This window comes from Mycoplasma sp. 1654_15, from assembly GCF_012516495.1.
In the GTDB taxonomy this organism is placed as follows: Bacteria; Bacillota_I; Bacilli_A; order Mycoplasmatales; family Metamycoplasmataceae; genus Mesomycoplasma.
The window spans coordinates 560,165-575,217 of sequence record NZ_CP051214.1 but is presented as its reverse complement, the minus strand read 5'-3'; the positions used below and the strand labels follow the sequence as shown (position 1 = coordinate 575,217).

Genomic DNA, 15,053 nt, shown 5'->3' with positions numbered 1-15,053 from the left:
TGTTATAATTATACATATTTTCAAAAAAATCAAATTATTTTCAAAATAGGAACAAAAATGAAGTTAGTAACACTTGAAAATTTACAAATTAATTTAAGTAATTTAAGACACACTAATCTTAACTTTCTCCAGAATAATATTTTCGAAGAAATAAAAAAAGCTAATGTGTTTTATAACGATTATTTAGAATTTCAAGAGATTCTAAAATCAATGGGTTTTAATAGTTATATTACAAGCAATCTTACTACGATAAATTTGAAAATATTTAATAATTTCAAACAACTAGTTTTTTCTATATTAACGCACGGTTATGAAGAAAAATGAAGCAAAATTATCGTTTTAGCACAAGAAAATAAGTATGTAGTATTAAAGGGAAACAGATTAATTTCTGCATTAAAATTTATAAGTAAAGGTCAAATTTTTAAAAGACTTATTCAAGATATGATCATTGATACTACAATAAAAAATCAAATTTTAACCTTTTTAGAGGAAATTAATTTTAATATTAAAAAGTATCATTTTTCCTTTGAAACTATAAAAAAAATTAAAGTTGAATCTTGTTTAAAACAAAAAGAAATTGCTAAATTTTTAAATAATAATCAAGAAAAAAATTACAATTGCGTTTTAAATTTTACTTATGGTAAAAAAATTTTAGATATTTATAACATATTAGTTGCTAATAATATCGCCACTAAAGAGCAATTAATGAAAAATGAACAAATTACTACTAACATTTTGGATTTTTTAAATGTTCAAAAAGAAGATATTTGAGATTTTTATTTAGACTTTATTTTTATAGAAAATATTTTAAAAATAGGCTTTGAAAATCAAGATGAAATTTTAGACATTTTAATTCATAAAGATGTTGAAGTTATAAGTATTAAAAACACTAAAAAAATTTTAAAAGAACTTATAAAAGAAGCACATTCAGAATTTAAAGTAGAAGAAATTTTTAATCTAAAATATAATAAAAATAAGAAAAATTTAATTAATGAATCTCAAATAAAAGTAGACATTACAAATATTTATAACTTGTTATTTAAATTATTCAAAGAAAATGAACATATCTTTCCAATTAAAGAAATTTTTGTAAAAAAATTTTCATTTTATTTAGGTATTACTCCATCGACAAAAACTTCTTGAATTACAAAAGGAAAAGAAGAATTAGAAAAATGTAAAAAATTAAATTACAGTATAGATTTGAGAAAAAAATTTATTCAAAAATTTGACAATTTTTTTAACACTACTTTGTTAGAGTTAGAAGAACAAAAAGATTTTGGTCACATTTGAAGTTTTTCTTTGATTTTACAACAACTTAAAATAAACTCTCAATCAACTTTGTTTTTTAATTCTTTAAGTGTAGGTATTAGAGCTTTATATGAATATTTAAATGAGCTTATTTTAGTAAGATTCTTGATTTTATACAAAGACGATATAGCTAAGTTTCAAGAATTATTTAGTTTAATAATTTTACCAAATACAAAAATCGACTTTTCAAATCAAGAAACCAGATATGTTTATTTAACGAAAGTATTAAAAGTTTTTATGTTTAATAAAAAGTATAAACACAGAGGGATAGATAAATTAAAAAGTTGAAGCTTTTATAAAAACAAAATAAAAACATCAAATTTATATATTCAAATTTTTCAGTCAATAATAAAACAAGAACAACAAAATAATTTCAATTTTTATGATTTTAGTCACTGATACTTTAGTTCAAAAGATTTATGAAATTTTCATATCCATTCATTCAAAAGTTTTGACTTTATTGAGCAAGACTCAAGCAATACTGTAGAAAGTAAATACAAAAATACAAGAGAAAAAGCTCAAGAATTTGATATTTTACTTTCTAAAATAGATTTTAAAGTTATTGAAGATTACACACAAGAAATTGCTACATTTGCAAGTGTATTTTTAAAATATATTCAAGAATAATTAAGAAATATTTATTCCATATATGCTTCTTATTTTCTCAGCTCATACATTAATTTTTTTATCTTTTGCTTCATTTTGAAGGTTAATATAATCTGTATATAAGTTTTTATAGTTCGGATAATAATATTTTTTCTTGGGTTTATCTACTTGAAAATATCTTAAAATAGCTAATCCGTTTTTTAATAATTCAGATGCTAAATCTTTTTGTCCTACTTCTATTTTGCCTACAAACCTACCGTATGGATCTTTACTGATGATTGTAATGTAAGCTCAATTGCTTCATTTTTCAAGGAATTTTTTGCTAAAGTTCCTTGCTTTTGTAGCATAATAATTTGCTCTTTTAGTATTTATAAATCTAACGTTGTTTTTAGGTTTAATTTCTGGCGTATCTACTCCAAATAATCTTATTTTATTGCCGAAAATATCTTTAAATGTATCGCCATCGTAATTACTTGCAATTTTAAACAAATAGCTTCTTTTTTCTTGCAATTTGGTTGCTTTTTTAACAACAATTGTATTTTTGGGAAGGTTTAAAGTTTTTAGTAATTCATCTTCATCTTTGACATTATTTAAAACTAAATTGTCATTAGGTTGACAGGAAATAAAAGTAGTTGCAAAGCATGAAAAAAGAAGCAAAATAAAGCGTTTTAAATACTTATGAATAATTTTTTAGTATCTTTTCTATTTTTCTTTTTTCTTCTTTTGCTTTTTCAGTTTGTCTTTTATCATACTTGGTTTTTCCTTTTGCTAATGCAAGTTCTAGTTTTATTTTGCCATGTTTTCAATATAAAGTTAATGGAATCAATGTCAGTTTTGAAGTTGTCTTTTTAAAGTGAATTTTTCTTAATTCTCTTTTGTGCATTAACAGCTTTCTAGTTCTTTGCTCATCGCCTTTTACAGTCATATATAAAGAAATGTGTGCATTTGATCAGTATAGTTCTAAATCTTTAAAATAAGCAAAAGAATTTTTTAAATTTACTCTATTAGCTCTAATAGATTTTACTTCTCAACCCATTAAACTAATTCCAGCTTCAAAAGTTTCTAAAATTTCATAATCATAGTAAGCAATTTTGTTTTTTGCAATGATTTTCATAAACTTTTTCCTTTCTTATATTTTAAAAATAGAGAATTAATATAAAATTATAAACTAATAATATTTTCACAAATTTAAGCTTTTAAATAAAAAAAGGAAAAATTTGTGAATTATTATAGAAATTATAAAGTTAAGTGAAGAAAAAGAAGGAAAATAATGAAAAAAAATAAAGAAACCAACCAAGTGTTATTGCAAAAAATAGAATTCAATAACATTAAAGAAATAGATATAAATAAAGGGTTAAATGATAAACAAATAAAGGAAAATCAAGCAAAATACGGGAAAAACTTGATTCCTGAAAAAAAACCCAAATCATTATTTATGAACATTATAGATCAGTTAAAAGACCCTTTAGTTTTTTTGCTATTAATAGTGGTTATTATATCTTTTTCTATCACTTTGTATTCATATGTAAATAATTTAATAGATTCTAAAGAACAAGTTGTTGCATTTGCTGAACCTTTAGTTATTTTGTTTATTATAGTATTAAATGTAATCTTTAAATTAATGCAAGAAATCAAGACCAAAAAAGCCATTTCATCATTAAAAAATATGAATTTTTCTGTTGTAAAGGTTATAAGAAATAATCAAGAGCAAGTAATTGAAACTAGCGAAATTTTGGTAGGAGATATTTTGCTATTAGAGCTGGGAAATGTAGTACCAGCAGATGGTTTGGTTTTAGAACAGTCTAAATTAAAAGTTCAAGAAGCTATGTTAACAGGAGAATCTGAATCAGTTTATAAAAAGAATTTTTCCTTCAAAAATGAAGCAGAATTCAGCCAAAATGAATATTTTTTATTTTCAGGCTCTACAATCACATCTGGAAAATGTAAGTTGCTAGTTACAGCCATAGGTAAGGATACAAAGTTAGGAAATATTGCTTCTTTAATTTCAAATACAAAAGAAGTTTTATCTCCAATGCAACAAAAAATTATTAAATTATCAAAATTTATAGGTATTTTTGCAACAATTTTAAGTTTAATATTCTTCTTTTCACTTATTTTTATAAAAGAGCAAGGTAATTTTGCTAACTGACAAACTGCTTTGATAATATCTCTAACAATAGCTATAGGAGTAATTCCAGAAGGTCTAGTGCCTTTAGTTACTATTAGTTTAATTATTGGTGTTAAAAAACTAGCCAAACAAAATGTATTAGTTAAAGATATAACTTCTATTGAAACCTTAGGGAATGTTTCAGTTATTTGTACAGATAAAACAGGAACTTTAACTGAAAACAAAATGAAGTTAATTGATACCTTTATTTATCAAGTAAATCAAGAAAAATTTTGAACACTTGCCAGTTTGTGTACTGATGCTATTTTTGATTCTGAAAATTTAGAAAATAAATCAATTGGTGATCCAGAAGAAATTTTGATTTTAGAACACAGCCAGCAATTAGGTATAAACAAAAATTTTCTTATGAATTCCTTTCCAAGAATATTCGAAATTCCCTTTAATTCACAAAGAAAAATGATGTCAGTGGTTAATAAAATCTATAATAAATTTGTTCTAATAGCTAAAGGTGCACCTGAAATAATTTTAAGTAAATCAATAAATGTAAATGCTGATATTTTAAAAACTTACGAAGAATTTAATGAACAAGGTTATCGTATTTTTGCTCTTGCTTACAAAGAAATTTTAGGAGAAATAGACGAACAAAAGCTTGAAAATGAAGAACAAAACCTTTATTTTGCAGGTTTTATTATAATGCAAGATAATCCAAGACAAGGTATAAAAAATGTTATAGAAAAACTTCACAACGCTAATATTCAAACAGTGATGATTACAGGAGATCATGCAAAAACCGCTAATTCAATTGCAAGACAAATAAATTTAATTACTTCAGAACAACAAAGCTTATCAAAAGAACAATGAAATGCATTAAATGAAGAAAAATGAAGCAAAAATATAGAAAATTACAGAGTATATTCAAGAACCACTCCTGAAGATAAAATAAAAATCGTTTCAGCTTGACAAGACAAAAAACATATTGTTGCTATGTTAGGTGATGGAGTAAATGATGCGCCTGCATTAAAAAAATCTAATGTTGGTTTTGCAATGGGAATTACAGGTTCAGATGTAACTAAACAGGTTTCTAACGTAGTTTTAGCTGACGATAATTTTACAACAACATATACAGCAATTAAAAATGGAAGAAATGTTATTAATAACATCAAAATTTTGTTAATTTATCTTTTAATTGCTAATTTATGTGCATTATTAATTTCTTTTTTTGGATTGTTTATTTTTAAAGAAAATATTTTTTCAGCTTTACAAATTTTATGAATTAATGTTGTTTCAGAAACTGTAGGAGGAATTGCGATTGGTCTTTCTAATATTTCCAAACCAGTAATGAATAAAACTTTTTTAGAAAATAACAAAAGTCTTTTTAACAAAGAAATTATTTTCAAAATTTTAATTTTATCAATTTTAATTACAACAATTACTCTAATAAGTTATTTTTTAGGAAAAGAATTTATTGCAAATACACTTTTAACTGAAGAACAACAAGCAATTTTTGCTTCTTCTACTTCTTTTATAACTATTTCGATAGCTCTTTCTTTAAACAGCTTTATTTTAGTAGTAAATAAGCCATTAATGCTTGAAAAATGAAGCAAAAGTAAGTATTTGAATATAGGTTTTTTACTTAGTTTATTATCAATAATATTTATAAGTTTTACACCAGGTCTTAATACAATTTTTCACATGAATTTTTTCTTCGAATTACAATCAAACAATGATGATATAGCGACAAAGACAATAATTCTTTCAATTTTCTTTGGTTTTTTAATTTTCATACTTGATCAAATCTGAAAAATTTGCTTTTTTATCATAGAAAAAAGAAAAAAATTAGTATAATTTAAAACTAGTAAAATAAACAAAAATTTTATTTTTTCAAAATCAAAAAATAATTTTACAAGTCAAAGGACAAAAATGAAAAAACGTTTAATTTCAACTTTATTTGTAGGTTTAAGTGCAGCAGTGCCAATAGCTTCTTTAGTTTCTTGTTCAAAAGTAGAAGAATCAAAAATCAGCATTCAAAATTTAGATTCTAATTCTTTAACAATAAACTTAGACAATATTCAGTTAGAAAACAAGGATAAACCCATAACAAAAGAAGAATTACAAGCTCTTTACAAATTCGAAATCAAAAAACAATCTGATGCAGATTTTAAACAAGTAAAACCTATCATTAGTTTGCCATTTCCAAATAATTCCAGATTATCAATGACAATTACAGGTTTAGAAAAAGAAACTCAGTATGCTGTAAGAATTTTTAAAGGTGAACGTTTAGTCTTGTTACCAAAAGAACTACAAACTTTTACAACCAAGAAATCCCCAGATATTTCATCTATTAGTGATGATTCTATAGCTAGTGATAATACAACATTGAAATTTTTATACATTGAACTAAACAAGGAAACTTTTAAAAACGAAAATAACACTAATTTTGCACTTACTTACAAACAAATTTCTGATAATGGACTTCCAGTAAATAATTCAGAAGAAAAAACTGCGCAAACTAAAATGCCCCCACAAGCAGAAGCTAACACCACTGCTACTACAGCTCGAGCTTTATTATTTAAATTAACAGATCTTAAACCTAAATCTGAATACCAAATAACTAAAATTGGAAGAGTAAATGCTTCTGATTCAAGCGACAAAGCAGCATTTGAACCACTATCATATGAAAAAAACATTTTACCTTATACTTTTTATACCCAAGCTGAAATTGAAAACGTTACACTTGATAGTTTTGGTGAGATTAATAACACAGATGGACAAACATCTGAATTTAAATTCTTAGTTACTTTTGGAAAAAACGTTGATGATTTTTCTAAATATAAAATCTTTTTAAAGGCATTTACAACTAAAGATGAGGAAAAAAATCCAACCCCAGAAGATCAAGCTTTATTTACTGCATTACCTGATTCATTGCCAGCGAGCCAAAGTCAAGATTCAAAATTAAAAAACAAATACATTTTTAAAGTTACTTTACCAAGACATAAAGTATTTAGAGTAACAAAAGCTACAAATGAAGATAAAGAAGTAACTATTTCTGATGCTATATTAGAAGTAAAAACTGACGCTTTACAAAATAAATAATTATGAAAACTCTTTCATTCGATGTTTTAATAATAGGTTCTGGCATTGTAGGAAGCACAATAGCTTATGAACTTTCTAAATATAAGATTAAACTAGCACTTTTAGAAAAAAATCCTTCTTTTGCAAACGAAACTACAGCTACTAACTCAGGAATTATTCACTGTGGATATGACGCAGAACCTAACACATTAAAAGCAAAACTAAATGTTATTGGAAACAAACTTTGACAAGAAAAAATATTTACAAAAATAAAATTTCCTAGAAAACAAGCAGATTCTGTAGTTATAGCTTTTGATGAACAAGAAAAAGCAGAATTACAACATTTATACAACAAAGGAATTCAAAATAATTTAAATCCAAAAGCTCTTAAAATTCTTGACGAAAAAGCAACTAAAAAACAATTTCCTAATTTAAATCCTTTGGTAATAGGTTCTTTAGTTTGCGCAAATTCTTGAATTATTGATCCACAAAAAGCTTCATTAGCATTTTTACAAGTAGCCAAAAATAATCAAGCTCAATTATTTGAAAATACCAAAGTAGAGAAAATAGAATTTAAAAATAACTTCTTTTTTGTTCAAACAAACAAACAAGATGTTGAATTTAAAGCCAAAGTTGTTATAAATGCATCAGGAATTTTTGCAGATGAAATTGCAAAACTAGCAGGTTTTGCTGAATTTGAACAAAGATTTTTAAAAGGTCAATATTTGATTTTGCCCTCAGTTAATAATAAAAATATTGAATCAATTTTCTTTATGACGCCTACTAAATATGGAAAAGGTGTGATTGTTACAAAAAAACTTGATGGAACAATAATGGTTGGACCAACTGCACAAGAACATAAATCAAGAGAACAAGCAAAAACACTAAACATTAATTTAATCAAAAAGATTCAAGAAATTGGACAAAAAATCTTCCCAGAACTAGATTTTTCCGACATAATAACTACATATGCTGCTTCTCGTTCGATCGATGTTGCAACTAATGACTTTATAATCAAATCAGCTGATGAAAATCCTTCATTTATCAACGTCGCGGGTATGCAATCGCCAGCACTTTCTTCAGCACCTGCAATAGCAAAAGAAGTTAAAAAGTTAGTTTTAAAAGCAAAAATTAGTTTAGTACTTAAAGAAGACTTTACTGAAAAAGCCGAGATATTATAATCAAAAAGAAGTAAGTAATTTTACTTCTTTTTATATTACAATTTTAAAACTATGACTAAAAAAGAATATATAACTTATCGCCAGTATTTTAACTTTTATACTTCTCAACCTTTTTTTGTTTGACACACTCTAGGAAATTCTAAAAGTTTATCTGATAGTGAACTAGAATTTTCAGATGATGACGAAGAAGAAGATGAAGAAAAATCAATTTGAAACTTTGACTCTTTATTAGCGTTAGATGAAGAAAATGAAGGACAACAGAAGTTTTTTGAAGTTAATTACAATGTTTTTAGAGAATATCCAACATATTTTAAAGAATATATTGAAAAAAAATATCCAAATCATAAAATTTACACTATAAAATCAAAAAGCACTGAAGAAAAAATACAAGAAACCAAAGAAGCTATTAATTCAAACGCTTATGATATCCTTCTTTTTCCAGTGTTTGAATACAGATCTTGCATAGCCAGACCAGATGTAATTTTTATAAAAGACAAGAAAATTTCTACATTAAAATTAAGTACTTCACATAAAAGAGTAGACTTAATAAAATTAAACTGACAATTTTGAATTACAAGAAGAGCATTAAAAGATGTCTTTAGATTAGAAACAATATCTTTATTTATTTTAGATATTTTTCCGGATATGAAAAAATATGATAAACCTTTTAAAGAAGTTTTTAATTTAAATATAGCAAAAAATACAAAAAGTTTATCTAAATATGAAGACTTTGAAGAAAAAAAAGTGATAAAACAACAAGGAATGACTTTAGAAGAATACGAAAAAAATCCTTTATTTTTGAACATTTCCAACTTTGTAAAAGATAATATAATACCTTCAGCAAAAGGAAGAAAAACAAAAACCATTAAAGCTGAAGGTTCTTTTTTAGAAATTGATAAAGCAATAGATGCAATTTTAGAAGCTAAAAATCAAAGTACCATTGAAGAATTAAGCAAAAAAGACAATGGAGATTTTAAAAAAAGCCTGTTTTTCAATGAAGTTTTAAGTGAAAAACACCCAGAACTTTCAGGTTTTAGTGGAAAGTTTTTACCTGCAAAAGAAATTATAAAAACTATTGAAAATCCAGCAGAACTAAATGATTTAAAGCAAAATGAAGACTATAAATTTTTTAATCAAAAAAATCAAATTTGAATTGTTGAATCAGAAAGAGAAAAATTAAACAATTTTATAACTAATTTTTTAATCAAAGATGCAAGGATAATCTGATTTGACTTTGAGTCTATTTCTTTACCATATCCAAGCATTGATTACACATTGCCTTATCAACAAATTGTTTTTCAAGTTTCTATTATTGAATCTGTAAATGATCAAATAATAGAAAAAGATTTTGATCAAACAAATTTAGTTTTTGATCCAATTAATTATACATGACGTAATTTTTTAGAAATCATTGAAAGCATTTATGCAAATAAAGCAGATTTTTATATAGTTTTTAATCAAGGCTATGAAAAAACTAGACTAAATGAGATGCTTAAAATTATAAAAATTTATTACGATCAAGATAATTCATGTGTTGATTATTATAAATATGAAGCTTATGTTAAACATATTATTGAAAACATTATTGATCTACAAATTCCTTTTCAACAAAATTGAATCAAGTTATCGGATTTAAAAGGTTTTTATTCTATTAAAAAAATAGAAAAATTCATTACAGAACACAAGTATGATACAAGAGTAAAAATAACACCATATAAATTATTAGAAGTAAAAAATGGTATGGAGGCTATGAATCAAGGAACATTAAGATATTTAAACAAAACCGGAGAACATGTTTGACAAAAAGTCAAAAAAAATTTACAAAAATATTGTCAAAACGACGTTCTTGCTATGTTAATGGTTTGGTCTTTTATTCAATTAGTTCTAAAAATATAAATTTAAAAGTAAATTTGAAGTAAAATTAAATTATATATAAATTTTTTATGTTTATATATAAACAAAACTTTAAGTAGTACTTATGAAAATTAAAATTTTAGAAAAATTAAAATCTTTTACATGACAACAAATTTTAGCTTTAATAATACTAGCTGCAGCAGACGTTTTTGTTATTGCTGCTCCTTATTACATTAAAAATATAGTTCCAAATTTACACCTTTATTTAGGAATTAACGAAGACGATGTTGCTAGATTAACAGCAATAATTGGTTGAGTTACATTAGCAACTCAATTACCTGGTGGTTTTTTAGCAAATAGATTCAGTTCGCGAAAACTTTTATTTTTAGCTATATTATCAACAGGTATTTTGACGTTCTGGTTTGGTTCAATAATTTTAACCAACAAAGAACTTGGGCGTGAAGCTGCAATGGTACAGTATTCTATAGTATTTGGTCTTTGAGGAATAAGTTCAACTTTAATTTTTTGAACACCACTTTGAAAACTAGTTTCTCAACAAAGTACAAAGGAAAATCAAGGATTAGCATATGGAATTCAAGGAACAGCTAACGGAATAATTGGATTCATTTTTGTCTTTTTAATAGGCTTGATTATCACTTCAGTTTGATATAGTAATCCAGCAGAAAATAATTCAACAACTCCATTTTCAGTTTACGCTTTTTTAATCGCTTCATTTTTAGTAATTACTTCTTTTTTAGTTCTATTTTTAGTACCAGAAAAACCTTTAGACAAATCAAATATAAGTGAAATTAGCTGAGAAAAATTTAAAAAAACAATTTTCCAAGTGTGACAATCACTAAAAAATTGAAAACTTTGAATGCTTTCATTTTTTGTAATGGGGATGTACACATTCCAGTCAGTTTTTGCTTATTATTTATTACAAATGCTACAAAATGCTTTCTTAGCACCTGTTATTTTAGTAACAGTCTTAGGAGGAGTTAGAACCTATGCACTAAGATTTGCTGTAAGTTCATACATCGGATATTTAGCTGACAAATTTAAAAGCTACATTCTATTTTTAATTTTTGTCTCAGTTATAGGTTTAGTGCTTGTTTTATTCATTATTTTACTTGCATTTATTAGTCAAGATTATGCAACGGTAGTTGTTGTATTATCTTCAATTTTATTTTTATTAATTGGTGTTTTATCTTGAGCAATGGTGACATTAAGATATTCACAAGTTGGAGAAATTGAAATAGGAAAAAACAACTACGCTTCTTCAATAGGAATTTTATCTTTTATAGGTTTTTCAACAGATGCTTGATTGTACGAAATTACAGGAGCTGTAGGAAAAAGCTATACAAAAGAAGGTCAATCAAATACAAGTGTAGAAGGATATCAAATAATATTGGCTATTACATTAGCAATTACTTTAGTTGGAGTTTTATGTGCTTTAGTAGTCTTTATTGCAAATACAATTGAAATGAAAAAATTAGGTAAAACTAACTACAGATGAAGGGAATTAGATAATGCTTAAAAATAAACAATTACTTTTAGCACACAGAGGTTTTTCAGCTATTGCTCCTGAAAATACAAAATTAGCTTTTGATTTAGCATATGAATTTTGCTTTGATGGTGTTGAATTAGATGTTCATTTAACCAAAGACAAACAACTAGTTATAATTCATGATGAAAATACAAAAAGAACTTCATTAAGAAGCAAAGAGATATCAGATTCAACTTTTTCTGAACTTGAGCAAGAAGACGTAGCAGCCTTTTTTAAACTTAAAACACAAAGACAAAAAATTCTTTCTTTAGAAGAATTTTTAGACCTTTATTTAGAAAAATTTTCTGTTGTTAATATTGAAATCAAAACAGATCAAAAAGAATATAAAGGCATTGAAAATCAAATTGATAAGTTAATGAAAAAGTATGATTCAAAGCTAGTAGAAAAAATTATTTTTTCTTCTTTTAACTTCGAATCTCTTCAAAAACTCTATGATTTAAATCACAATTACAATTTAGGTTTTCTATTCTGAACTAAAACACAACTTACTAAAATAGAAAAATCAAGAATCTTAAAAATTTGCAAATACTTACATCCTTGAACAAAAATATACATAAAAGAAGCAAAACGTATTAATTCATTTAAATTACCACTTAATTTATGAACATCTTCTGCTAGTGAATTTGAAATATTTAAAAAAGACAAAAAAGTATATAGTCAAATTTCTAACTATAAATTAGAAAGCTAAAATCCTTCAAAAAAGAAGAAAAATAAAGCAACTTTGTTGCTTTATTTTTTTACATCAATTAAGTAATCAAGTCCTTTTTGAGTAATTCTTCTTCCTCTTGAAGTTTTTTCTATGAGTTCAAGCTGTAATAAAATAGGTTCTATATTGTTGATGATATTATCTTTGGTTTCTTTTAAAATACCACAAATAACATCTAATGAAACAGTTTTTCTTTTAAAAACATTAGCTAATAAATTTAAATATTCAATATTTTGTAAGTTTAAGCCATTTAAAAAAATTCCTATTCCATTAAAAGTTTTATCTATTATGTCTTTTGAAACTTGTTTTGTATCTTCTACAATTGCAAAATCACGAATTCTCTTTAACAAATTATTAGCAATTCTCGGAGTTTTATTTGTAAAATCTACCATATAATCAATAAGTTCAGAAGCAATTTCTATTCCTAAAATATTAGAAGAATTTTTAATAATTTGTTTCATTTCTTGTCCAGTGTATTCATAAATTTTAGCAGTAAGACCAAATCTGTTTTTTAAAGGTAAAGAAATAGACGAAATTTTAGTTGAAGCTCCAACAAGTGTAAATTCAGGCAATTTCATTCTCATAATTTTACTTTCACCTTCAACACCAATTTGAATATCAATAACAAATTCTTCCATTGCTGAATAAAGCAATTCTTCTATGTTTTTGTTAATGGAATGAATTTCATCGATGAAAATAATATGCCCTTTTTCGACATTTGCTAACATTGACAAAATATCAGATTTCTTCTCTAACAAAGGACCTTGAATATACTTTATTTTTGATTGTGTTTCATTAGCTAATATGTTTGCTAAAGTAGTTTTTCCTGTTCCAGGTGAACCATAGAAAAGAATATGGTCTAGAGGTTTTTTTCTTTTTTTTGAAGAAGAAATTAAAACTTTTAGTGTCTCGATTAATTTTTGTTGTCCAATAAATTGTTCAAAGTTTTTTGGTCTAATTTCTAAATTCTCTTGCATTTGAAATCAACTTAATTGCTTCTTCTACTAAAAGTTCAAAGTCGCTGTTTGCTTGAACTTTAGAAAGTGCATAATTAATTTGTTTCTTTTGAAATCCAAGAATTTTTAAAGTATCTTCAAGTTCTTTTGCGATTTTGTCTTCTAAAACAGTTTTTGAATTAAATGTGAGTTCCTCTTCATTGTTAATTGGTTTATCTTTGTTCAAGTTTTTCTGGTAGTTTTGAAATATTTTTATGTACTTGTTTTGAAATTCAAAAACAATTTGTTTAGCATTTTTTAAATTTAAATAAGGAAACTCACTTATTTTCTTTCAATCTCCATCAGCTATATATGACATTGCATTTTCTCATCCTTGATTTAGTATTGCAATAGCAGTTTTTGGACCAATTCCTTGAACAGAAATTAGATCTTCAAATAAAATTCTTTCCCTAAAATTTTCAAATCCATATGTTGTTTTAGAATATTCATTTTCATAGTTATAAACATAAACTTTTTTGCTTTCATCTTTTTCAAATCTTTCTATGTTAGGTACATAAATTAAATGACCTACATAGTTTTGTTCTAAAATTAAATAATTTTTACTTTTGGAAACTATTTTTCCAAATTTATAAATTTCCATATTAATCTCCTTTTTGTTTTTTGTCGTTCACTAATTATTCAAAAAAATTCGTAATTATTTCAAAAAAAGGAAAAAGATAGGAAAGCATGAACAAAAAGTTAATTCATAAAATAATAAAAACACATCGAGATGATGTGTTTTTATATCTATAAAATCAAAATTAAGCTTTTGTTAATCATTTATCTAAGTTTGGAAAAACTCCAATTGAAAATGCACCATAACCTGTATGAGTTGCTACAATAGCAGAAGCAAACTGTACTTTTTCAACACTGATATCCTCTTGCTTAAGAGCTTCAATTACATCATTTAGTAAAACTTCATTACCTGAATATATAAGTTTAAAAATATAATTTTCAAGAGAGTTTTTTTGAGCAAATTCCTTCAATTTTGAAGCCACTTTTTTAACTGCACCTTTTAGAGTTCTTTTAATTCCTGCAAATGCAATTTCTTTATCTGTTATTTTTAAAATGATTGAAAAACTATTAATTGTGTTGATTATCATTTTCTTGATAGAAACTAATCTACCACCTTTAGCAAAATGATTTAAATCAGAAGGAATAACATAGTTTAAAGAGTTTTCATTTAAGTCTTTAATGAAATTAATGATAAATTCAGTTGAGTATTCTTTCAATTCTTTTAAAGCAAAATTTGCTATATCTAAATATTCATCACCACAAAAGTGATTATCAATTAAATGAAATTTTGGATTGTCTTTGATTAGTGAATGAAAAGTTGAAAAAGTAGAAGATAAATATGAAGGAATAAGAAGAACAATTATATTCTCATATTCTTTTTCAAGCTTTGCAATCACGTTTTCCATTAGCCCAATAGAAGGCATAGAAGTTTTAAATTCCTTAGCTTGTTTTATCTTCAAAAATAAGTCTTCACCTTTAAAAGTTTTTTGATTATCTAAATATTCCTGCCCGTCTAGAATAAATTTTAGAGGTAGAAGTTCAACGTCATCAGTCTGGTCGATAATATCTTGTGAAATACCAGAAAACGAATCTATAATAAATGCTAATTTTTTCATAATGT

12 protein-coding genes are annotated in these 15,053 nt (G+C 25.0%); 7 read left to right on the top strand and 5 right to left on the bottom strand.

The features are described from left to right. The first annotated feature begins 57 nt into the window (after positions 1–57). Positions 58–1,935 carry a hypothetical protein gene (locus HF996_RS04100; RefSeq protein ID WP_254427690.1) on the top strand — a complete coding sequence of 626 codons (1,878 nt, stop codon included), beginning with the start codon at positions 58–60 and terminating at the stop codon, positions 1,933–1,935. Here the strand turns inward: HF996_RS04100 and HF996_RS04095 are convergent, their stop codons facing one another. Together HF996_RS04095 and smpB are read right to left on the bottom strand one after the other, a co-directional pair. Beyond that, positions 1,936–2,571, bottom strand: coding sequence for a thermonuclease family protein (locus HF996_RS04095; RefSeq protein ID WP_254427689.1), 636 nt, complete (start codon positions 2,569–2,571; stop codon positions 1,936–1,938). Positions 2,572–2,590: 19 nt separating this feature from the next. After that, positions 2,591–3,028: an SsrA-binding protein SmpB gene (gene smpB, locus HF996_RS02535; protein WP_168910496.1), complete on the bottom strand. Its 438-nt coding sequence runs from the start codon at positions 3,026–3,028 to the stop codon at positions 2,591–2,593. Between the two features lie 156 nt (positions 3,029–3,184). Here smpB and HF996_RS02530 point away from each other — a divergent pair, with 156 nt between their 5' ends. The 6 genes from HF996_RS02530 (at position 3,185) to HF996_RS02505 (ending at position 12,404) form a co-directional block, all read left to right on the top strand. Beyond that, a complete protein-coding gene (locus HF996_RS02530; protein ID WP_168910495.1) occupies positions 3,185–5,887 on the top strand; it encodes a cation-translocating P-type ATPase in 2,703 nt (900 codons plus the stop codon). A 75-nt stretch (positions 5,888–5,962) separates the two neighbouring features. Beyond that, the gene (locus HF996_RS02525) at positions 5,963–7,135 is read left to right on the top strand and encodes a hypothetical protein (protein WP_168910494.1); all 1,173 of its coding nucleotides are present in this window, start codon (positions 5,963–5,965) and stop codon (positions 7,133–7,135) included. Between the two features lie 2 nt (positions 7,136–7,137). Then, positions 7,138–8,295 carry a type 2 glycerol-3-phosphate oxidase gene (glpO, locus tag HF996_RS02520; protein ID WP_168910493.1) on the top strand — a complete coding sequence of 386 codons (1,158 nt, stop codon included), beginning with the start codon at positions 7,138–7,140 and terminating at the stop codon, positions 8,293–8,295. Positions 8,296–8,346: 51 nt separating this feature from the next. After that, the gene (locus HF996_RS02515) at positions 8,347–10,191 is read left to right on the top strand and encodes a DUF2779 domain-containing protein (RefSeq protein WP_168910492.1); all 1,845 of its coding nucleotides are present in this window, start codon (positions 8,347–8,349) and stop codon (positions 10,189–10,191) included. A gap of 82 nt (positions 10,192–10,273) precedes the next feature. Next, positions 10,274–11,686: an MFS transporter gene (locus HF996_RS02510; protein ID WP_168910491.1), complete on the top strand. Its 1,413-nt coding sequence runs from the start codon at positions 10,274–10,276 to the stop codon at positions 11,684–11,686. Beyond that, a complete protein-coding gene (locus tag HF996_RS02505; RefSeq protein ID WP_168910490.1) occupies positions 11,679–12,404 on the top strand; it encodes a glycerophosphodiester phosphodiesterase family protein in 726 nt (241 codons plus the stop codon). The genes HF996_RS02510 and HF996_RS02505 overlap by 8 nt, the downstream gene beginning before the upstream one ends. 41 nt (positions 12,405–12,445) lie before the next feature. Here the strand turns inward: HF996_RS02505 and ruvB are convergent, their stop codons facing one another. The 3 genes from ruvB to HF996_RS02490 all read right to left on the bottom strand — a co-directional run bounded on the left by ruvB (position 12,446) and on the right by HF996_RS02490 (position 15,048). Next, positions 12,446–13,399, bottom strand: a complete 954-nt coding sequence (gene ruvB / locus HF996_RS02500) for a Holliday junction branch migration DNA helicase RuvB (RefSeq protein ID WP_168910489.1) — start codon at positions 13,397–13,399, stop codon at positions 12,446–12,448. Next, positions 13,377–14,018: a Holliday junction branch migration protein RuvA gene (gene ruvA / locus HF996_RS02495; RefSeq protein ID WP_168910488.1), complete on the bottom strand. Its 642-nt coding sequence runs from the start codon at positions 14,016–14,018 to the stop codon at positions 13,377–13,379. Before ruvA ends, ruvB begins: the two co-directional genes overlap by 23 nt. Before the next feature lie 160 nt (positions 14,019–14,178). Then, positions 14,179–15,048, bottom strand: coding sequence for a DegV family protein (locus tag HF996_RS02490; RefSeq protein ID WP_168910487.1), 870 nt, complete (start codon positions 15,046–15,048; stop codon positions 14,179–14,181). Positions 15,049–15,053 lie beyond the last annotated feature (5 nt).